Here is a 20,693-nt window from a genome sequence, read left to right on the forward strand (position 1 = left end):
CGGCGCCAAGCACCGCCTTTTTCATAAAGAAGTCGTGTCCGATTAGTCGGAAGCAACAGCAGCAGCGACCAGCGCCAGCAGCAGAAGCGGGATCAGAACGCCCGAGGACGAACCGGCAGCTTCTTCGACGATGACAGGTGCTTCGATGATCGGCTCGGCCAGCGAACCGGCGAAAGCAGTCGAAGCAGCGCCCGACAGAGCAGCGGCGAGAACGAGTTTCTTCATATCATAACCTCCAGAAAAGGCGTGCCACACATTGTGCGCACACGCACCCAAGACTTACCTCGTACAACTTTCTAAACAGCATAACTGTCGGTTTGAAAACCTAGTTTTGGTCTGGGTCCCGTACAAACGCCGGGATGTCGTCAAATAAGCAACACCTGCGTTCCGACCTTCGTCATCGCGAAAAGCTCAGCAATATGCTCGTTGTAGAGGCCGATGCAACCATTGGATGAACGGCGGCCGATCTTGCGCGTATCGTGAGTGCCATGGATCCGGTAATAGGTCCAGCTCAGATAGAGCGCATGGGTCCCCAGCGGGTTGTCCGGACCGGGACCGACATAGGGCGGCCACTCCGGGTTGCGCTTGAGCATCGACGGTGTCGGACGCCAGCTCGGACCCTCCACCTTCTTCACGACCGATGTGCGGCCGCGCCGCGTGAGATCCTCGGTCAGCGGAACGCTGGAAGGGTAGAGCTTGTAGATACTCTGATCCTCTGACCAGTAATGCACCGCGCGGCTGTCGATATCGACCAGAATCGCACCGTTGCGCGTGTTGCTGAAATAAGGCTGCCAATCCAACGAGCGGAAGCTCGAGATATTGCGCTGCACGGTCTCGGTCAAGTCGCGCTCGTTCTCGGTGGTCTCGGCCCCGTTGTAGGAGGAGGTTTGCGCCAATGCCGGTGTGGCGAGCAGCGCCGCACCCCCGGCCAAAAAGGCACGGCGGGAGGTATTGGAGATCGGTTTGTCGGACATCATCAGTCTCCGAAATGGGTTTGCAGCTATATCCTTGGATATATGGCGCGAAAGTCGCAGTTTCAAATCAAACCGCCATTATCTGGCAGAGTAACGCCGATGTGCGTTTGAACTGCAACGTTGCACAGGGTAAGGCAGCACAAACCCCATTTACATGGAGCTGCCCTGATGATCCGTCTATTCTCCCTCCTTCTGACACTGACAGTGGCGGTGGCGGCCTGTACGCCCGCGACTACTACTATCGGCCCAGATGGAAAGCCCGCGCAGCAGGTCTATCGCATCAACCGGTCGGAAGCGGGCACGGTGCAGTTCCGCATGCTCGATGCCGTCAACGCCCTGCGCAGCGCTTCGGGCCGGGCGCCGGTGCAGCTTGACGCCAAGCTCAACGCCGCCGCCGCCACGCACTCGCGCGACATGTCGGTGCAGAACCGCCCCTGGCACTTCGGTTCCGACGGTTCTTCCCCGGTCGATCGGATCCAACGTGTTGGCTATAACGGCGGCATCATCGGCGAAGTCATCTCCGAGACCTATGAGACGGAACTCGAGACCCTGGCTGCCTGGATGGACCAACCCGATACCCGCCGCATCATCCTTTCCGAAGAGGCCCGCAATCTGGGCTTCTCCTGGTATCAGGAAACCGGCGGCAAGATCTGGTGGACCATGGTCCTGGGCAGCTGATCCTCAGGATCAGCGCCCACCAGGACCGGGTCACGGATTGATGATGATCGGTGTTCCGTCCCGCACCATCGCATAGACTTCCTCGATCTCCTTGTTGGTGACCGAGATGCAACCCCAGGTCCAATCGCCACGGTCCTTCTTGCCCGGATCCTTCTGTCCGTGAATGAAGATATCGCCCCCTGGCGGGCGGCCCAGCGCCTCGGCATAGGCGCGGTCGAGCTCGTTGGGATAAGATACACCGATGGACAAATGGAACTTGCTGTTGGGATTACGCCGGTCGATCCGGTAGAGGCCTTCCGGGGTCTTGCCGTCGCCTTCGAAATTCTTGTGTCCGACCGGGGCGAACCCGAGCTTGATCGGGTAATCCTGGAGCACCTTGCCGCGATGCATGAGATACATCCGGCGATCACCCTTGTTGACCACCACGGAGGTGACCTCCGGTCCATTGTAGCGTTTGAACTTGCCCGGAGCACTGCACGCCCCGAGGGTCAGGGCCGCTGTTGCTCCCAAAAGAAGATTTCTGCGCCGCATCTGCCTATGCCTCGATTGTTCCGTGTTTTTTCGACGAGAATACCGCAAATCATTTGCCCGGGCTAGCCCCCAAACTGACGGATCAGCGGTGCGCGGTGCGAGGCTCCGGACCTCTGAAACCCGCGGCCAGTTCGATATGTGCCGACCATCTGAACTGGTCGACCGGCTGGACCCAATCGAGCCGGTAGCCCGCTTCGATCAACACGGCAGCATCGCGCGCGAAACTTACCGGGTTGCAGGAGACATAGGCGAGCCGCCCTGTGCCAGCCCTTGCCAGCTCAGCCACCTGCGCCTCGGCACCCGCGCGGGGCGGATCGAGCACCACTGCCTGCGCGGCCATAAGCTCATCTGGCAGCAGCGGGCGGCGAAACAGGTCACGGGTCTCTGTCCGCAAGCGTTTCAGCCCTTTCGCGCCACGCCAGCCAATATCGAGCGCCTCCAGCATCGCTGCCTCCCCCTCGACCGCCAGCACCTCCGCCTGTTCGGCCAGTGGCAGGCTGAAGGTGCCGCACCCGGCGAATAGATCGATGATCCGCGTCGCATCGCCGACCGCCTCCCGGACCGCGCCGAGAAGCGCCTGTTCCCCGGATTCGGTGGCCTGCAGAAATGCGCCGGGCGGCGGACTGACATCGCCCTTGCCAAAGCGCAGGCGAGGCGGCATCCGCATCGCCAGGACCTGATCGTCCCAGGTCAGCCGCGCGAGACCGCTTTTTTCGCAGAAGCGCGCGAGCTCTTCGCGCAGCGCGGCCTCAAGGGGCTTGCCGCCGCTTGCTGCGACATCGAGACCGTCCAGGGTCTCCGTAACAGTCACTGCCAGAACCGCCTTGCGGCTGGTGCCGATCAGGGCGAGCTCCTGCGCGATCGGCAAGGACTGCATCAGCATCGGCGTGAGCAATTGACACCCCGGTATCTCGACGATCACGTCGGAACCGCGACCATGGAACCCGGCCATCGCGCCTTTCTTCGTCCGCTTCGCGGCAAGGGTCGCGCGTCGACGGGACTGGGCGGGAGAGGTCACGATCGGACGAAGCTCGGTGGTGATATCGTGCGCACCCAAAGCGGTGCGGACGACGTCCTCCTTCCAGCGCGCAACAAAATCGTCGGAGCCGTGCTGCAATTGGCAGCCGCCGCAGGATCGAAAGTGCCGACAGGGCGCCGCGACACGCTGGTCCGAAGGCGTGACGATGCGAATGTCGCGCAACGTCTGGCCGTCCGCTGTGCCGGTGACCACTTCACCGGGCAATGTCAATGGTGCATATAGCGGTCCCGCTGCGATGCCGTCGCCGTGATGCCCAAGCCGCTCGATCTTGTATTCTGTCATTCCGCCGCGCGCATGTCCAAGAAGCCGCCCGATTGGCGGTGCCAGTACTTCGCATAAAGCCCGTCCTGCGCCAAGAGCTCCGCGTGGCTGCCAATCTCGACGATGCGGCCGACATCCATTACCAGGATCCGGTCCATTTCCGTCAACGTAGAGAGACGATGCGCGATGGCCAGCACCGTTTTGCCCTGCATCACCCGCACCAGCGCCGACTGGATCGCCGCCTCCACTTCGGAATCAAGCGCGCTGGTGGCCTCGTCCAGGACCAATATGGGCGCATCCTTGAGGAAAGCTCGGGCCAGGGCAATCCGCTGACGCTGCCCGCCCGAAAGCTTGACGCCGCGCTCGCCAAGATGGGCGTCATAGCCGCGGCGACCCTTGTGGTCCTCCAGCTCGAGGATGAATTCATGCGCTTCGGCTGCCTGTGCCGCCGCGATGACCTCCTCCATACTGGCATCGGGACGCCCGTAGAGGATGTTGTCGCGCGCGGATCGGTTGAACATCGCCGTTTCCTGCGTGACCATGCCAAGGTTGCGGCGCAGGCTCTCCTGCGTGACTTCACGAATGTCGGTCCCGTCGATAAGAATTCGGCCGCTTTCCGCCTCGTAGAGTCGCAGCAGTAACGCCACCAAGGTCGATTTCCCGGCTCCCGAAGCCCCGACGATACCCAGCTTTTCGCCCGGCGCGATGTCCAGGTCTACGGCCGCAATCCCGCCGACGTCCCGACCATAGGCAAAGGACAGGTCCTGCAGTTCGATACGCCCGGCGCGTACGATCAGTTCCCGCGCATCCGCCTCATCCTCGAGCCGCACCGGCGGTGTGAGGCTGCGCATGCCATCTTCCACCTCGCCGATATTGGAATAGATCGCCATCAACGTGAAACTGACCCAGCCGGTCATCTGCGCGATGCGGATCGCGATCGCCCCGGCAGCAACGATATCGCCTTCGCTGGTCAGCCCACGCTGCCAGAGCAATATGGTCCCCCCAAGCAGCAGCACCGGCAGCAACCCGGCCAAGGTCATCAGCGCCAGACGGAAGCTGGCAGCGAGATAGCCGAATTCCATCGCCCGTGACCGGAATGCCTGCATCGCGCCCAGCGCGGCGCGATCCTCGTGATCGGCATGGGCGAAAAGTTTCACGGTCTTGATATTGGTTATCGTATCTACGACCTGCCCGGAAACCATGGCCCGAGCGCCGGCCCGCCCGGCGGCGCGCTGACGCACACGCGGCAGGAACCAGGAAATCAGCGCGAAGTAGAGAGCCAGCCAGAAGCAAAAGCCGATCGCGACGCGCCAATCGATCGCCAGTAGCAGCGCCACCGAACCGAGCAGCGACGCAATCGCGAAAGCGACGACATTGATCACCTCTGAAGCCACGTCGGTAACCGCACGTGCCGCCTGCATCTGTTTCTGGGCGATCCGACCTGCGAAATCGTCATCGAAGAACCCGACATCCTGTCCCAAGGTCCAGCGATGCAGGCGGGATAGCACCAGCGGGTTGATATTGGGCTGCACGATGATTGCATTCGAAGCCGCGGACAGACCAAAGAGCAGCGGCCGCAGCAACAGAAAAAAAGCCACCGCACCGAGGATCAGCACCATATTGCCTGAGCTGAAGAAATGCTCCGGTCCGGCGCTCACGGTCGCATCGATGACCTTGCCGAGTATCCAGGCGGTCCCGGCCTCCATCACTCCGGCAGAGGCTGAGAAGAACCCCGCCAGCCACAGGGCCGGCCAGGCCCCGGCAAGACACCAGCGGAAAAACGCTCCGAGCTGCCGCGGCGGCGGGCCTTCGGCGGCGCGAAATGGGTCTATCCAGTCTGAAATGCTCACGAAACCTCATCCATCGTCAGGAAACCGCCGGATTGACGATCCCAGAACTCAGCATATAGGCCGCGTTGCGCCAAAAGCGCCTCATGCGAGCCTTGCTCGACAATACGCCCCTGGTCGAGCACCACGATCCGATCCATTTGAGCAATGGTTGACAGCCTGTGCGCGATGGCAATCACTGTCTTGCCCTGCATCATGCCGTAGAGCGTTTCCTGAATCGCTGCCTCGACCTCGGAATCCAGCGCGCTGGTCGCTTCGTCGAGCAGCAGGATTGGCGCGTTTTTCAAGATCACCCGCGCCAGGGTGATGCGCTGCCGCTGACCACCGGAAAGCTTCACACCCCGCTCCCCGACCCGCGCATCATAGCCGCGTCGGCCCTCGGCATCTTTGAGATCGAGGATGAAGTCATGCGCCTGGGCTTGTTTGGCCGCGGCAATCATCTCGTCTTCGCTGGCTTCCGGACGCCCATAGAGAATATTCTCGCGGACGGAACGATGCAGCAGGGAGGATTCCTGCTGTACCATGCCGATATGGCGGCGCAGGGAATCCTGGCGCAACGCGGTGATGTCCTGCCCGTCGATCAAAATCTTTCCCGCCTCGGCGTCGTAAAAGCGCAGCAAGAGTTTCACGAGGGTCGACTTGCCGGCGCCGGAACGCCCCACGAGGCCGATCTTCTCGCCCGGCTTCACGGTCAGGTCGACATTCTGCAGACCGCCGCTTTCCCGACCGTAGTGATGGGTCAGCCCTTTGATCCGCAGCTCGCCGTGATGCAGTTTCAGCGGTCGCGCGGTGGGTTCGTCGGTCAGGTGAATGGGCTGCGCGATGGTTTCCATTCCTTCGGCAACGACGCCGAGTTGCCGGAAGAAGGAGGACAGCGCCCACATGATCCAGGCAGTCATAGAATTCAGCCGCAGGGTCAGTGTCGCGGCGGCCGCAACTACGCCAGTGCTCGCCTCGCCCGCCATCCAGAGGACCAGCGCCCAGCCGATCACCCCGACGATCAACAGCCCGTTGAGCGCCACCAGCGTCACATCCATCAGCGTGAAGATACGCATCTCGACCTGAAAGGTGCGCCGCGCCTCCTCGATTGCCTCGCGGGCGAAGTCGACTTCCCGGTCGTGATGGGCGAACATCTTCACCGAATGAATGTTGCTGTAGGCATCCACGACCCGTCCGGTCACCTGCGAACGCGCATCCGAGGCGGCCTTCGACGCGGGGCCGACCCGCCGCACTGTCCAGATCACCAGACAGATATAAAGACCGAACCAGATCAGCAGCGGCAGGAGCAGACGCCAATCCGAACTGGTCAGTAGGATCGCCGCGCCAATCAGGTAGGCCAGCGAATAGGAGAGTGCATCGAAGACCTGAAACACCACTTCACCGGCGGCAGGCGGGGTCTGCATGATCCGGTTGGCGATACGTCCTGCGAAATCATTCTCGAACCAGCCAACCGATTGCCGCAATACCTGACGATGCGCGCGCCACCGGATCAGCGTGCCGAAATTCGGCAGGATCGCGTTGTTGAGCAACGCAACGTCAATCCCCTGCAGTAGCGGCCGGATGAGAAGCACGAAGAGCGCTACCAGGATCAATTCCGTACCGTGTCGCTCCCACATCTCCGCGGAACCGGTACTGAGCAGATCGACAATGCGCCCGAGGTAATAGATCAGCCCGATCTCGATCGCTGCGACCACGATTGACATCGTTCCGGCCAGGACGAAGACCCGTTTGAACGGCACCGAATATTCACGAAAAAACGCCCAGAGCCGCCGCGGCGGCCGGTCCTGCTGCGGGTAATCGACATAAGGGTCGACGAGATTCTCGAAAAAATGAAACATGAAAATACCTTGATGAAACGTGCAGAATGTCCGGACGGCCAAGGCGGACGATCCGGAAGTCGGAGAGCTTATGCCAGCCTTAGCTGAACCAGATCCCGCGGTACATTTTGCACACCTCCATCTTCGATATGACGGACATACCGAATAATGCCGCTTCTGTCGAGCGTTCAGACCCGATCGAGAAGTTCCGCGCGGCTGAGGACGAAACCTGATTCGATCCACGCCGTTTCGAGCCGCGACAGGGCCGCTCCCAGAGCCGGGCCGCGCAATTCCCGCATCAGATCGGTAGCGCGGATCGGAAAAACCTGTTCGGCGGCGGCGGATACCTTCTCTAACACGGACGTTTCAGGCAAGGTCTCGCGCATGGCATGACGCAACAACAACGCCGCCACGGCGATCTGAGCGCCATGCCGATAGGCGATCTCTTCGACCGAGATCGCGGCACTGGACAGGTTCTGCAGCAATACCAGATCCCGCGCCTCCGCCCTGCTCAGGCGCAGACGTTGCGCTGCCGCCTCGCCGCCCAACGCCGCCAGCCGTGTCAGCCAGCGCGGCTGTTGTGCAAGACGCTCTTCCAGATGGACCAGGATACCGAGCCAGCGGTCATCGGATCCAGGCAGAACGCGCGCCAGCACACCAGTCTGCCGCATCGCCGCCAATGCCGGGGCCGGGTCCCGGGCTGCCAGAAGTTTCCGCATCTCCATGCCGATCCGCTCGGCAGACAATGTCTTTAACCCTTCCGATTGCGCTGCGACGGCATTCAGTGTCTCGGGGTCAAACCCTGCCGCCGGGTCCGCATAATGTGCGCAGAAACGGAAATAGCGCAGGATGCGGAGGTAATCTTCTCGGATCCGCGCGGTTGCATCCTCGATGAAACGCACCCGCCGGGCCAGCAAATCGGGCAGTCCGCCGAGCGGATCAACCAGAGTTCCCTTCGGCGTCGCATAGAGCGCATTCATCGTAAAATCACGCCGCCGCGCATCCTCGGCAATATCGTCGGAAAATGCCACCAGCGCCCGGCGGCCATCGGTGGCTACATCCCGTCGGAAGGTGGTGACTTCAAAGGGCTTTCCGCCGGAAACCACGGTGACTGTACCATGCTCGATACCAGTCGGGACCGCTTTCAACCCCGCTTCCTTCGACAATGCCATTACCGCCTCGGGACGGGCATTGGTGGAAAGGTCAACGTCGCTATCAGGAAGGCCCAGCAACGCATTGCGCACACAGCCGCCGACGAAATAGATCCGATAGCCGCCGTTCATGACGGCCTCGCATACTGTCTGAGCGTCGCGATCCTGCAACCAGCCCGTCTCGCCCGGTATCGTCATGTCATCCGTTCGGCCCATGCGCGCAGCATACGCGCAGTCGCGCCCCAGATGTAATAGGGACCGAAAGGAACCGCATAGTAATACCGTCTTTGCCCCCGCCAGCGCCGCGAGTGGACGATATAATTTCCCGGATCGAGCACATGGTTGAGAGGTACGGAAAATACCTCCTCCACCTCGCCGCGTTCCGGCCGAATGACGAAGGGTTCGGCAACATAGCCGATCACCGGAGTAACCTGGAACCCGGTCACCGTCTCATGGGACGGCAAGGTGCCCAACACCTCCACCCTGTCGCGTGGCAGACCGATCTCCTCCTCGGCCTCACGCAGGGCGGCGGCAATGACATCTACATCGCCGCCGTCCTGCTTGCCGCCCGGAAAGGCGATCTGACCTGGATGATGCCTGAGCGCAGATGAGCGTTTGGTCAGCAATAGCCGAAGGCGCCCGTCGTCCTCCGTGATTGCCGCCAGCACCCCGGCCGGACGCAGCTTGCGATCGGCCGGAAGTTCGACCTCGGGATTGAGATCGAAGTCGGATGATACGACACCGGTCCGCGCCAGCGCGCGTCTGAAATTGTTCAGGCTCTCATTCACTGCCGGGCGCACCGGCCTCGAAACCGACAGAAGCAGGGTCGAGATCGTAATGCGCCCCGCAGAACTGGCAATCGGCCGTCACCCGCCCCGCGTCAGTTGTCATCTTCTCGATGTCCCGGGCCGAATAGATCGACAGGCTCTGACGCACCTTGTCCTCCGAACAGGAACAGCCGAAGCGCACGGCCTGCGCATCGAAAACCCGCGGTTGTTCCTCGTGAAACAATCGCATCAGCAGGTCGGTGGGCGGCACGCTCGGCCCGATCAGCTCCAGTTCCTCGACAGTATCAAGAAGAACGTTTACCCGGTGCCAGTTTTCCGCCTCGTCGTCATGCAGCAGATCCTGCGCGGCCAGTGCCTCACCGCTGCCCTCGCCCTTTGCCGCGAAGGGCGAGGCTTTCGGCATATGCTGCAGCATCACCCCGCCGCCCCGCCAATGCTCCGCCTCGTCCGGGCCGGACGAACGCCCGAAGCTCAGCGAGAACCGTGTCGGCAATTGTTCGGACTGCGCGAAATAGGTCTCCGCACAAGCGGCGAGCGATCCTCCGGTGAGCGGTGTGATGCCCTGATAGGGCGTCATGCCCTTGCCCTGATCGATCATGATGGCGAAATATCCCTCGCCAACCTGCTCGAAAGCGCTCTCTTCGGTCAGACGCGCCGGATCATAGCTGGCATAGGCGCGGATCCGGGCCGGTTCGCCTTCCTTCTCGGGGCCGTAATAATCCGTCGCGATCATCCGGACCGCGCCCTTGCTCTGAACCTGAAGCGACAATTTCCACCGCAGTTTGATGGTCTGGCCGATTAGCGCGGTAAGCAATGCCATCTCGGCTACCAGCGCCTCGACCTTGGGCGGGTAATCATGCTGACGCAGGATCCCTTCAAGCACCCCGTCCAGACGCGCGACGCGCCCGCGGATGTCCGCGTGATCGAGTTGAAAAGGCAGGACGCTATCATCCCATGTGATCTGTTTTCCTTGGGTCATCAGGCTTTCCTTACCGGGAGGCGCTTGGCATACCGCGTCTATATAGGACCGGCAAGACGTGGAAAAAGGGGCGGGCAGGTGATCAGACGGGTAGGACAACCGCCGATGGCGGGGCAACGCTACGTTGTGCGACCGGGTGCCTATGCGATCTTGCCACTGCGGCGGCAGTTCCTTCTGACTGCGCAAGTGTCCGACGTAACGGATGTACAACTCCCCGGCGGTGGAATCGACCATGGCGAATCCCCGTTGCAGGCGCTGCATCGGGAAGTGCTGGAGGAGACCGGTTGGCGCATCGCCCGTCCGCGCAAGCTGGGAAGTTTCCGGCGCTTCGTCTATATGCCGGAGTATCAGCTCTGGGCAGAGAAGCTCTGCCATGTTTTCCTCGCCCATCCCGTACGCCAGATAGCGCAGCCATCCGAGCCCGATCATCGCACCCTCGTATTGCCCGGCGATCGTGCCGTTGCCACGCTTGGCAATGACGGCGACCGGATGTTTCTTGCACGCTACCTCCGCTGAACTTTCCCGCTATATTCCAGCAAGAGGCCCGAGACGTCATCGGGGATCGGCGCCTCGCCCACACGTTCGGTCAACTCCCAGATCAGCGCCTCGAGAAAAGCCGGGCCCCGCATCGTGCCCAGATGGCTCAGCATTTTGCTCAGCCCGTTTTCCCCAAGCATCCTCCCCTCCCCGTCTGGACATTCGGTAACGCCATCAGAGAGGATCAGCAGCCTGTCACCCGGTGCAAGCTCGATGTCGAAACTTTCGAATCTAAGTCCTCCGACCAGTCCGAGGGGGAACCCGCCTGTACCGGAATGCTCGATCTCCCCATTCCGACGCTGTACGACCGGGTGCGGATGGCCGGCCTGGGATAGGGTCACCCGGCCGGTGTGCAGCTCGGCGATCGCCAGCAGCATCGTGAAATAATGTTCCGTCTCCAGATCGTTCAACACCAGTTGGTTCAGGTCCCTGATGACCTCCTCAGGCGGTCGCGCATTGAAGCTGCCATCTGCCTCGCGCTGCAGGGCGACGTTCTGCTCCGGGGCGGTTGCCGAAAGGTAACCTGCCAATCGGGCGGTCATCAACGCGGAGCTGACCCCGTGGCCTGACACATCGATCGCGTAAAGACCCAGTTGGTTGTTTCCAGCCGGAAAGAAGCCGACGAGATCGCCCCCGACATGACCGCTCGAGCGCAGGATTAGCGACAATTCCGCGGTGTCGAAGCCTTTATACCGTTCCCGCAACAGGGATTGCTGTAGCCTCTTCGCCGCGCGCAGATCGCTATCAAGTGAATCATGAACACGCTGCAATTCCGCAAGCGTATCCCCGATCAAGCGGTTCTTGGCGCTGAGTTCGCGCTGCATGGTGAGAATACGCTGCCCGGCGTTGATCCGGGCGCGCAGTTCGTGGCTATCCACCGGTTTGCTCAGGAAATCATCCGCCCCGGAATCGAGCCCCTGTGCGACAGCAGCCTTCTCGCTTCTGGAAGTCAGCAAGATGAAGTATCCATATTGATCCGCACATAGCGCCCGAAAGGCCCGACATAGCTCCAGCCCCGACATGCCGGGCATTATCCAGTCGCTGATCACGAGATCAGGCAACTGCCTGCTACAATGGTCCAGAGCCTCATGGCCAGAACCCGCATCGGTGACGTCAAACCCCTGCCGTGTCAGTGAGGCTGCCAGGAGACGACGTTGCGATCGACTGTCATCGACCACCAGGATCCGTCGCAGCGAGGCATCCTGTGTTGACGAATAATCTACGCTCGGAACCGGGAATGCCTGGGTCATCAGATCTTTTCAGTTTCAACTCAACTGTCGATATCCGCGCCGAAGTTAAAGGTCGGTAAAAGATAGATCTTTATCCATCGGCAGGAACTGCTTCACCCTTTGTTAGCCGTTAAAAGCGAGGCTGCTTCAATGACGGAGACGACGCGATGATCGATTGGACCCGCATTGCCCAATTGCAGCAGGAGGTCGGTGCAGATGACTTTGCCGAGGTTGTCGAATTATTTCTCGGCGAGGCAGAGGAAGTGTCTCAGCGCCTGGCGGAAACCGCAGAACCTGCTCGGCTCGCTGCTGATCTGCATTTCCTCAAGGGCAGCGCATTGACGTTAGGTTTCACAGCTCTCGCAGAGCTTTGCCGGGATGCGGAGGAACAGGTTGCGCAGAACCGGCAAGGGAAGGTTCTGACTGCGATCCGATCCTGCCACAGCGCATCGCGGCAGGCGTTTCTTGCGGGCTACCGGACCGGTTCGAGAGGCCGACGTTCCGTCCTCCCTAAAGGACGAACTGAGCCAAGGTCTCATCATTGGTAATGTCGGTAAAGGTGAAACCCGATGCCTTGAGTTTTTCCAGGAAAGGAACGAAGCTATGCGGATCACGGGTCTCGATACCGATCAATACCGAGCCGAAGTTCCGCGCAGACTTCTTCAAATATTCGAAGCGACAGATATCATCTTCGGGCCCGAGGAGGTTCAAAAAGTCCTTCAGGGCACCCGGACGCTGCGGCATGCGCAGGATGAAATACTTCTTCACCCCGGAATAGCGCTGCGCGCGTTCCTTGACCTCGGGCAGCCGCTCGAAATCGAAATTGCCACCTGACGCGACACAGACCACCGTCTTGCCACGAATCTGTTCGGCCACCTCGCCAAGCGCATCGATAGACAGGGCGCCGGCCGGTTCAAGCACGATTCCTTCCACGTTGAGCATCTCCGTGATGGTCACGCAGATCCGATCTTCGGAAAGATCGATCACATCGGTCGGGCTCACATGTCTGAGCCGTTCGAAATTGCGGGTACCGATCTTCGCCACGGCGGCGCCATCAACGAAGGAGTTGATCGGCGAGACATCGACCGGCTTCCCCGCCGCCAGTGCCTGGGCGAGGCTGGGTGCGCCCGAGGGTTCGACCAAGGTGTAGCGGCACAGATCCTGAAAATAGCTGTAGACCCCGGAAGAAAGTCCGCCGCCCCCGACTGGCAGGATGACATGATCGGGACGACGTCCCAATTGCTGCTCAATCTCGACTGCGACGGAAGCCTGGCCTTCGATCACATCGTCATCATCAAAGGGCGACAGGAAATGTGCGCCTTCCGCAGCGCAGAATTCCTGAGCCGCGGCCAAGGTCTTGTCGAAATAATCGCCGACGAGGCGCACTTCGATATGCGCTCCGCCAAAGATCCGGGTTTTCTGGATCTTCTGCTGCGGCGTGGTCACCGGCATGAAGATGACCCCGCGTACTCCGAAATGACTGCACATGAAGGCCACGCCCTGTGCATGATTGCCTGCGGAGGCGCAGACAAAGAGAGATTGCGCCGGGATCACCTTTCGCATCGCGTTAAAGGCACCACGCACTTTATAGGAGCGGACCGGGCTCAGGTCTTCGCGCTTGAGCCAGATGTCGGCCCCGTAGCGCTCGCAGAGATGTTCGTTGCGCATACAGGGGGTCGCGGGAAAGACCTCCCGCATGGCCTCAGTCGCGTCCCGTGCCCCGGTGCTGAAATCCGTCATCTTGCCTCGCGCCGTATCGTGTTCACCTTGTCGATAGGGCCGCAGGCGGATCAGGTCAACGCAGGCTTCAATCTTGCCCGCAAGTGCAAAACCCGGTACTTCGCGCGGTGAACTGGAAAGGAACCCTTCATGTCCGCGCCCAAAAAAGTTGTGCTCGCCTATTCTGGCGGTCTTGATACCTCGATTATCCTGAAATGGCTGCAAACCGAATATGGTTGCGAAGTGGTGACGTTCACCGCGGATCTCGGTCAGGGCGAAGAGCTCGAGCCGGCGCGCAAGAAGGCCGAGCTGCTGGGGATCAAACCGGAAAACATCTATATCGAGGATGTGCGCGAGGAATTTGTGCGTGACTTCGTCTTCCCGATGTTCCGTGCCAACGCTGTCTATGAAGGGCTATACCTGCTCGGCACTTCGATCGCACGCCCGTTGATCTCAAAGCGTCTGGTTGAGATCGCGGCGGAAACCGGTGCCGATGCTGTCGCTCATGGCGCTACCGGCAAGGGCAATGACCAGGTGCGTTTCGAACTGGCCGCCTATGCGCTTAACCCTGATATCAAGGTGATCGCACCCTGGCGCGAATGGGATCTGACCAGCCGCACCAAGCTTCTGGAGTTTGCCGAGAGCAACCAGATCCCCGTGGCCAAGGACAAACGCGGCGAGGCGCCGTTCAGTGTCGATGCCAACCTGCTGCACACCTCCTCGGAGGGCAAGGTGCTGGAAGATCCGGCAGAGGACGCGCCGGAATATGTCTATCAGCGCACCGTCAGCCCCGAAGACGCGCCGGATACGCCGGAATACGTCGAAATCGGCTTCGAGCGCGGCGATGCGGTCTCGATCAACAGCGTGGCGATGTCCCCGGCGACGATACTGACCAAGCTCAACGAACTCGGCGGCAAGCACGGTTGCGGTCGCCTGGATCTGGTTGAAGGACGTTTCGTCGGTATGAAATCTCGCGGCATCTATGAAACTCCCGGCGGCACGCTGTTGCTCGAAGCGCATCGGGGGATTGAATCAATCACTCTCGACCGCGGCGAAATGCATCTAAAGGACGAACTGATGCCGCGCTATGCCGAACTGATCTACAACGGCTTCTGGTACAGTCCGGAGCGCAAGATGCTGCAGGCGGCGATCGACGCCAGCCAGGAACATGTGACCGGCACTGTGCGGCTCAAGCTCTACAAGGGTCATGTGCGCACCGTCGGACGTTGGTCCGATCATTCGCTCTATTCGGAAGCACATGTCACCTTCGAGGATGACGCCGGTGCCTATGATCAAAAGGATGCGGCCGGCTTCATCCAGCTCAACGCGCTACGTTTGAAGTTGCTGGCCGCCCGCGACAAGCGGCTCAAACCCTGATCAGGCTAGATGTGGCTGCGCGATCGGGAAAGTCCGACCCGCGCAGCCGAGTTGCTTACGGCAACAACCGCTCCTGCCACATCTTCTCGTAATAGGGCATCGCATCGGCGCAAAGCGCGGCCCTATCAGACTCCAGCTCAGGCGGATCGCCTTCTGCGGCGGCGAAGCCGGTGCTTTCATGCACCGCCCCGTACCAATGCCGCGCCCAGATACCGTCTTCAGCACGCGGCCCTGCGGACCAGCGAAGCATTGCCGGGTCGAAGGAAAGGCCGATCTCGCCGCAGAGCCTGCGGAGCATCGTTTCCGGCTCGGCGCGTATATCCGTACTGTCGATCACCAGCCCGCCGAGTTCCGCATGAATACGCGCCTGCTGGACATAACCGATATCCTCCAGAGTCACCTCATTGCGCTTTGCCGCATAGCTCGCGATCACGCGGGCCGGATGCCGAATGAGGTGTATGTTTACACAATCCCGGGCCCAATCGAGCGGGAAGCCTTCCAGCATGTGATGCGGCATGTGTTTCATGTAGATATGCGGAGAGCCTTGGTCGGTACAGGCCCGGGCGACCTCCTCGGGATCGTTGTCCTGGCTCGCGATGATTTCGGCGCGCATCGGGTGATCAACCCCCGAGGCCGCGAGATAGGCCGCGTAAAACGGCTCGTCCCGTGCGGTGAAATCAGCGCGGTTTCCAAAGGAGTACATCATCGCTGTGCTGAGATTGCGCGGGCCGGACCACATCGCGATGCGTATGGGCCGCTGCGCCACCGCCGCCATCATACCTTGCGCTTCGCACATTCGGAGCTCACGAGCTCCTTGTAGAGAGTCCGCAGCCTTTGCGTCATCGGACCGAGCTCGCCGTTGCCGATCTGACGACCATCGACCGAGGCCACCGGCGTCTGCGCGCCAAACGTCCCGGTGAGGAAGGCCTCATCGGCGCCATAGGTATCCACCAGTGAAAAGTTGCGCTCGAAGACGGGAATATCATTGGCGCGACACAGGTCGATGACCTTCTGCCGGGTTATGCCGTTCATGCAGTAATCGCCGGTAGATGTCCAAACTGCGCCTTTGCGCACGATGAAGAAGTTACAGGCATTGGTGGTGTTCACGAAACCATGCAGATCCAGCATCAGCGCCTCATCCGCCCCGGCCTTCTCTGCGGCGATACAGGCAAGAATGCAGTTCAATTTGGAATGGCTGTTGAGCTTGGGATCCTGGGTCATCGGCAGGCCGCGCAGGTGTGGCACCGTGGCCAACCGGATCGGGCGCGGCAGCGATGGTCTGGAATGCTCCATGATGATCGTGACCGTCGGCCCCGAACGGGACAGCGAGGGATGCTGAAACGGGCGGGATTTCACGCCTCTCGTGACCATCAGCCGCGCATGGGCATCAGAGGTCATATCATTGGCCTTCTGCGTCTCCAGCAATGCCGAAACCAGCGCGTTGCGGTCCATGCCGATGTCCAGATCGATCGCCTTGGCCGCCTCGAAGAGCCGGTCCAGATGTTCATCGAGAAAGGCCCAGCATCCATCGTATAGCCGCAGCCCCTCCCAAACCCCATCACCAAGCATGAACCCACTGTCGTAGACACTGACCATGGCTTCAGCCTTCGGAATGATTCTCTCGTTGAGATAGATAAGGATCCTCTCGTTCCGCGCGTCTTCCTCTGCCTGATGAGTGGTTACATGATCCTGCATATTCGTTCCTCCCCCTGCATCCGGACGCTAGGAAGGTTGCCGCGCAGTGCCAAGCGGTAAATTGCGTTCACCTGCACGTGACTTTGCCGCTCCCCTCATTGCGCTAGCTAGGAAACAACGTCAGCGTGAGCGAAAAGGAGATCACCATGCGCAGGAAATCCCACATGAGAATGCTGTCACTTGCGGCTGCAGCCGCTGCGAGCCTTTCGATGCAAAGCCTGCCGACAAGCGCGGCGGAGTTGGAGACGCTGACCGTCGCCGGCGGTTGCTTCTGGTGTGTCGAGGCCGATTTCGAAAAGGTGAAGGGCGTAAAGGAGGCTGTCTCCGGTTTTGCCGGCGGCAGAACGACGAACCCGACGTACAGACAGGTCACGGCGGGCGGCACCGGACATTACGAGGCGGTCGAGATTACCTATGACCCCGCGGTCGTCAGCGAAGAGACCCTGCTGGCGATGTTCTTCCGGTCCATCGATCCAACCGATGCGGGTGGCCAGTTTTGTGATCGCGGGGAAAGCTATCGCACGGCGATATTTGCGATGGACGCCGATCAGAAAGCCGCAGCCGAGCGCGCCAAGGCTGAAGCAGCGGCGGATCTCGGGCGCGAGATCGTGACTCCGGTACTTGGCGCCGCAACTTTCTACCCGGCCGACGCCTATCATCAGGATTATTACAAGAGCTATGACAGATTGGCGCTCAGCAGCGTCGGAATCGGCATCAAGAAATCGACGGCTTATGAACGCTATCGCAAGGGCTGTGGTCGCGATGCGCGGGTCAGAGAGCTTTGGGGATCTGCGGCACCTTTTGTCGGCTAACCGAAATCGTGATCTTGGACTTCCCTGAGATCCGGGATCACATCGGCAGTGCCCCGCCGGGTGACCATAAGGGCGCCCGCCCTGGATGCCAGCGTGATGGCTTGAGGCATCGGCAAGCTACGGTCGAGCGCCGATGCGAGATAGCCGGTGAACGTATCGCCGGCGCCGGTGGTATCCACCGGTACGACGGGAAAGGCCGGAAATAGACGCGTGGTCCGAGCCGTGTTGGAGATCCATTTACAACCGTCGGAACCGAGCGTTACGATCACATCGCCTACCGGCAAGGCATCGAGTTCACGGCCCGTGGCGGCATGCAGTTGCCCCGCCTCGACGGCGTTCAGCACCAGAATATCGATATCTTCAAGAATTGCGGCGACCGCCGCGGCTGAAAAAGGCGCCGCCGCATAGATGAGTCGCAGACCCAGCGCTTTTGCGGTCTTGGCGGCATAGACCTGACCGCTCGTCTCGTTCTGCAACAGCAGCGTATCGCCCGGCCGCGCTTCGGAAAGCGCGGCACCGATCATCTGCTCGTCGATATCGGCATTCGCACCGGCGAAGATCACGATGCTGTTCTCGCCCTGCGGATCTATATGGATGTTCGCATGTCCAGTGGCGCTGTCGACCTCTGCGACATGGGGTATATCGACCCCGTACTCGAACAGACGTTGCGCAGCCCAGCGGCCGTCGGCCCCGGTTGCGCCGATATGCATCACCCGCGCGCCCGCACGCGCCGCCGCGACGGACATGTTGGCCCCCTTGCCTCCGAGGCCCTGTCGGAAGCGCGTGGCGGTCAACGTTTCGCCCGGGCCCGGGAGATGAGGCAGATCATAAAAATTGTCCGCATTGATGGAGCCGAGGTTCCAGATCATCCGCCGACCTTGCAGGCGGCCAGCACCGCCATGTTGAGGATGTCATTCGCCGTCGACGTGGACGAGCAGATCTGGATTGATCGGTCGAGCCCGGTCAGGATCGGCCCGATCACGGTGGCCCCGGCCATCTCCTGCATCAGCTTGACCGAAATACTCGCCGAATGGCGCGCCGGCACCACGAGGATGTTTGCCGGGCCGGTCAGACGCGAGAAGGGATAATTCTGCTGCGAGGCTGCATTGAGTGCCACATCGACGGTCATCTCGCCTTCATATTCGAAATCGACCCCACGTTGATCGAGAATCCGCGGCGCACCATGCATCTTTTCGGCGCGTTCCGAAACCGGATAACCGAAGGTCGAGAAGCTAACAAAGGCCACGCGTGGCTCCAGCCCCAGATGCCGCGCCACCCGCGCGCCGGCCTCGGCGATATTGGCAAGATCGTTCTCGTCGGGCCATTCATGTACCAGGGTGTCGGCAATGAAGACGATCCGCCCCTTGTGCAGCAGCGCGGTGATGCCGGTGGCCCCATGTTCGGCATCGGCGTTGAAGACGTGGTTGATCCGTTCCAGCACATGCGCCGATTTGCGGGTGGCTCCGGTGACCAGCCCATCGCCCTGCCCATGCGCCAACATAAGCGCGGCAAACACGTGGCGGTCGCGTCCGGCCAGTCGGTGGATGTCCTTGCTGTCAAAGCCCCTCCGCTGCAAACGGCCGTAGAGAAATTCCTTGTAGGTCTCGAAATGCGGCGAATTGGCTGCATTGACGACCTCCAACTCGCGCACCGCATCCGCCATTCCGGCGGATTCCAGCTTCGATTTGACATCGTGCTCGCGACCGACCACCAGCGCCTGCCCAAAGCCGGCCCGCTGGTACATCACCGCCGCCCGCAGCACCTTCGGGTCATCGCCCTCGGCAAAGATCATGCGCGCCTGGTTGGCTCGAGCGCGGGCGTTGATACCGCGCAGGATGCTGGCCGTGGGGTCCATCCGCGCCTTCAGGCTCAGCTCATAGGCCTCCATATCGATGATCGGACGCCGCGCCGCGCCGGTGTCCATCCCTGCCCGGGCGACGGCGGGGGGAATACGATGGATCAGACGTGGGTCAAACGGTGTGGGGATGATGTAATCCCGTCCGAAGCTGAGGTTCTTGCCATAGGCCAGCGCCACCTCGTCGGGCACGTCTTCGCGGGCCAGCTCTGCGAGCGCATGTGCACAGGCGATCTTCATCTCATCGTTGATTGCCCGGGAGTGGATATCGAGCGCACCGCGGAAAAGGTAGGGGAAGCCGAGCACGTTGTTGACTTGATTAGGATAATCCGATCGCCCGGTCGCCACGATGGCATCTATCCGTACGGCATGCGCCTCTTCCGGCGTGATCTCCGGGTCCGGGTTCGCCATGGCAAAGATCACCGGATTGTCGGCCATGTCGGCGACCATCTGCGCCGTGACCGCTCCCTTGGCCGACACCCCGAGGAAGACATCGGCACCCTTCATCGCTTCTTCCAGCGTGCGCAGCTCGGTCACCGCCGCATGCGCCGATTTCCATTGGTTCATGCCCTCGCTGCGACCTTGATAGATTACCCCCTTGGTGTCGCACATGATGCAATTGTTATGCTGTGCGCCCATCGCCTTGAGCAGTTCGAGACAGGCGATTCCCGCTGCGCCGGCCCCGTTGAGGACGATCCGCACATCCTCGATCTTCTTCTTGGACAGATGCAAGGCATTGATCAGGCCGGCAGCACAGATCACCGCGGTGCCGTGCTGGTCGTCGTGAAACACCGGAATGTCCATCTCTTCCTTCAGCCGCTGCTCGATGATGAAACATTCGGGTGCCTTGATATCCTCGAGGTTGATCCCGCCGAAGGTCGGCCCCATTAGCTTCACAGCGCTGATGAATGCCTCGCTATCCTCGGTATCAAGCTCGATATCGATCGAATTCACATCGGCAAAGCGTTTGAACAGAACAGCCTTGCCTTCCATCACCGGTTTCGAGGCCAACGCCCCGAGATTGCCCAGCCCCAGCACCGCGGTTCCGTTGGAGATCACCGCAACCAGGTTGCCTTTGTTGGTGTAGTCATAGGCGGTTTCAGGGGACGCCGCGATCGCCTCGCAGGGCACGGCAACGCCCGGGGAATAGGCCAGGCTCAGATCCCGCTGGGTGGTCATCGGCACGGTAGCAGAAATCTCGAACTTGCCGGGGCTCGGCTCAAGGTGAAAGGCCAGGGCGTCTTCGGAGGTGATACGGCTTTTGGAGGTCACGTGTTCAATTATCCCGTTTTTGCCACTCATAGCGAGGCAGTGCCGCGCAATCAATGTAAGCGTTTCCTGCCTGCCACCTTCCGTCTGTCATCATGATGGGTTCATTGGACCCTATTGATTGTTGGACTGGAT

The 20,693-nt window shown here is 60.9% G+C and carries 20 protein-coding genes; 5 read left to right on the top strand and 15 right to left on the bottom strand.

The window, feature by feature from the left end; all coding sequences use genetic code 11:
• Nucleotides 1–42 precede the first annotated feature (42 nt).
• Together ACFSUD_RS02235 and ACFSUD_RS02240 are read right to left on the bottom strand one after the other, a co-directional pair.
• Entirely contained in the window at nt 43–225 is a 183-nt protein-coding gene (locus ACFSUD_RS02235) for a hypothetical protein (RefSeq protein WP_386371041.1), read from the bottom strand.
• 140 nt (nt 226–365) lie between these two features.
• Entirely contained in the window at nt 366–974 is a 609-nt protein-coding gene (locus ACFSUD_RS02240) for a L,D-transpeptidase (RefSeq protein ID WP_386371042.1), read from the bottom strand.
• A gap of 168 nt (nt 975–1,142) precedes the next feature.
• Between ACFSUD_RS02240 and ACFSUD_RS02245 the strand changes: the two genes are divergently transcribed.
• Nucleotides 1,143–1,652 carry a CAP domain-containing protein gene (locus tag ACFSUD_RS02245; RefSeq protein WP_386371045.1) on the top strand — a complete coding sequence of 170 codons (510 nt, stop codon included), beginning with the start codon at nt 1,143–1,145 and terminating at the stop codon, nt 1,650–1,652.
• A gap of 30 nt (nt 1,653–1,682) precedes the next feature.
• On the opposite strand, the gene ACFSUD_RS02250 is transcribed toward ACFSUD_RS02245, so the two are convergent.
• From ACFSUD_RS02250 to hslO, 7 genes are all read right to left on the bottom strand, one after another.
• Nucleotides 1,683–2,183: a L,D-transpeptidase family protein gene (locus ACFSUD_RS02250; protein WP_386371047.1), complete on the bottom strand. Its 501-nt coding sequence runs from the start codon at nt 2,181–2,183 to the stop codon at nt 1,683–1,685.
• Between the two features lie 82 nt (nt 2,184–2,265).
• The gene (locus ACFSUD_RS02255) at nt 2,266–3,504 is read right to left on the bottom strand and encodes a class I SAM-dependent RNA methyltransferase (protein ID WP_386371049.1); all 1,239 of its coding nucleotides are present in this window, start codon (nt 3,502–3,504) and stop codon (nt 2,266–2,268) included.
• Nucleotides 3,501–5,333 carry an ABC transporter ATP-binding protein gene (locus ACFSUD_RS02260; RefSeq protein ID WP_386371051.1) on the bottom strand — a complete coding sequence of 611 codons (1,833 nt, stop codon included), beginning with the start codon at nt 5,331–5,333 and terminating at the stop codon, nt 3,501–3,503. The genes ACFSUD_RS02255 and ACFSUD_RS02260 overlap by 4 nt, the downstream gene beginning before the upstream one ends.
• Entirely contained in the window at nt 5,330–7,168 is a 1,839-nt protein-coding gene (locus ACFSUD_RS02265; RefSeq protein WP_386371052.1) for an ABC transporter ATP-binding protein, read from the bottom strand. Before ACFSUD_RS02265 ends, ACFSUD_RS02260 begins: the two co-directional genes overlap by 4 nt.
• 167 nt (nt 7,169–7,335) lie before the next feature.
• On the bottom strand, nt 7,336–8,496 hold the full coding sequence (locus ACFSUD_RS02270; RefSeq protein WP_386371054.1) for a CCA tRNA nucleotidyltransferase: 1,161 nt from the start codon (nt 8,494–8,496) through the stop codon (nt 7,336–7,338).
• Complete coding sequence (locus ACFSUD_RS02275) at nt 8,493–9,086, bottom strand: CoA pyrophosphatase (protein ID WP_386371056.1); 594 nt, start codon at nt 9,084–9,086, stop codon at nt 8,493–8,495. The genes ACFSUD_RS02270 and ACFSUD_RS02275 overlap by 4 nt, the downstream gene beginning before the upstream one ends.
• Nucleotides 9,079–10,065: an Hsp33 family molecular chaperone HslO gene (gene hslO / locus ACFSUD_RS02280; protein WP_386371058.1), complete on the bottom strand. Its 987-nt coding sequence runs from the start codon at nt 10,063–10,065 to the stop codon at nt 9,079–9,081. Before hslO ends, ACFSUD_RS02275 begins: the two co-directional genes overlap by 8 nt.
• A gap of 78 nt (nt 10,066–10,143) precedes the next feature.
• Here hslO and ACFSUD_RS02285 point away from each other — a divergent pair, with 78 nt between their 5' ends.
• Nucleotides 10,144–10,581, top strand: coding sequence for an NUDIX domain-containing protein (locus ACFSUD_RS02285; RefSeq protein ID WP_386371060.1), 438 nt, complete (start codon nt 10,144–10,146; stop codon nt 10,579–10,581).
• Here ACFSUD_RS02285 and ACFSUD_RS02290 read toward each other — a convergent pair.
• Nucleotides 10,569–11,852 carry a PP2C family protein-serine/threonine phosphatase gene (locus tag ACFSUD_RS02290; RefSeq protein ID WP_386371061.1) on the bottom strand — a complete coding sequence of 428 codons (1,284 nt, stop codon included), beginning with the start codon at nt 11,850–11,852 and terminating at the stop codon, nt 10,569–10,571. The two genes, ACFSUD_RS02285 and ACFSUD_RS02290, sit on opposite strands and share 13 nt — an antisense overlap.
• A 146-nt stretch (nt 11,853–11,998) precedes the next feature.
• Between ACFSUD_RS02290 and ACFSUD_RS02295 the strand changes: the two genes are divergently transcribed.
• Complete coding sequence (locus ACFSUD_RS02295) at nt 11,999–12,379, top strand: Hpt domain-containing protein (RefSeq protein ID WP_386371063.1); 381 nt, start codon at nt 11,999–12,001, stop codon at nt 12,377–12,379.
• On the opposite strand, the gene ilvA is transcribed toward ACFSUD_RS02295, so the two are convergent.
• Nucleotides 12,342–13,571, bottom strand: coding sequence for a threonine ammonia-lyase IlvA (gene ilvA / locus ACFSUD_RS02300; protein ID WP_386371065.1), 1,230 nt, complete (start codon nt 13,569–13,571; stop codon nt 12,342–12,344). The genes ACFSUD_RS02295 and ilvA overlap by 38 nt on opposite strands.
• A gap of 129 nt (nt 13,572–13,700) precedes the next feature.
• Here ilvA and ACFSUD_RS02305 point away from each other — a divergent pair, with 129 nt between their 5' ends.
• Nucleotides 13,701–14,927: an argininosuccinate synthase gene (locus tag ACFSUD_RS02305; RefSeq protein WP_386371067.1), complete on the top strand. Its 1,227-nt coding sequence runs from the start codon at nt 13,701–13,703 to the stop codon at nt 14,925–14,927.
• Between the two features lie 55 nt (nt 14,928–14,982).
• Here the strand turns inward: ACFSUD_RS02305 and ACFSUD_RS02310 are convergent, their stop codons facing one another.
• Both ACFSUD_RS02310 and ACFSUD_RS02315 read right to left on the bottom strand, forming a co-directional pair.
• Nucleotides 14,983–15,678, bottom strand: a complete 696-nt coding sequence (locus ACFSUD_RS02310) for a sulfotransferase-like domain-containing protein (protein WP_386371090.1) — start codon at nt 15,676–15,678, stop codon at nt 14,983–14,985.
• A 23-nt stretch (nt 15,679–15,701) separates the two neighbouring features.
• Nucleotides 15,702–16,622 (bottom strand): D-amino acid aminotransferase, encoded by a 921-nt coding sequence (locus ACFSUD_RS02315; RefSeq protein WP_386371069.1) that lies wholly within the window; start codon nt 16,620–16,622, stop codon nt 15,702–15,704.
• Between the two features lie 209 nt (nt 16,623–16,831).
• On the opposite strand from ACFSUD_RS02315, the gene msrA reads away from it, so the two are divergent.
• Nucleotides 16,832–17,434, top strand: coding sequence for a peptide-methionine (S)-S-oxide reductase MsrA (gene msrA, locus ACFSUD_RS02320; RefSeq protein ID WP_386371091.1), 603 nt, complete (start codon nt 16,832–16,834; stop codon nt 17,432–17,434).
• On the opposite strand, the gene ACFSUD_RS02325 is transcribed toward msrA, so the two are convergent.
• Both ACFSUD_RS02325 and ACFSUD_RS02330 read right to left on the bottom strand, forming a co-directional pair.
• On the bottom strand, nt 17,431–18,303 hold the full coding sequence (locus ACFSUD_RS02325) for a ribokinase (protein ID WP_386371071.1): 873 nt from the start codon (nt 18,301–18,303) through the stop codon (nt 17,431–17,433). The two genes, msrA and ACFSUD_RS02325, sit on opposite strands and share 4 nt — an antisense overlap.
• Nucleotides 18,300–20,561 carry an NADP-dependent malic enzyme gene (locus ACFSUD_RS02330; RefSeq protein WP_386371073.1) on the bottom strand — a complete coding sequence of 754 codons (2,262 nt, stop codon included), beginning with the start codon at nt 20,559–20,561 and terminating at the stop codon, nt 18,300–18,302. Before ACFSUD_RS02330 ends, ACFSUD_RS02325 begins: the two co-directional genes overlap by 4 nt.
• Between the last annotated feature and the right edge of the window lie 132 nt (nt 20,562–20,693).

Origin of the sequence: Sulfitobacter aestuarii (assembly GCF_042685005.1) — a bacterium.
Classification (GTDB): Bacteria; Pseudomonadota; Alphaproteobacteria; order Rhodobacterales; family Rhodobacteraceae; genus Sulfitobacter; species Sulfitobacter aestuarii.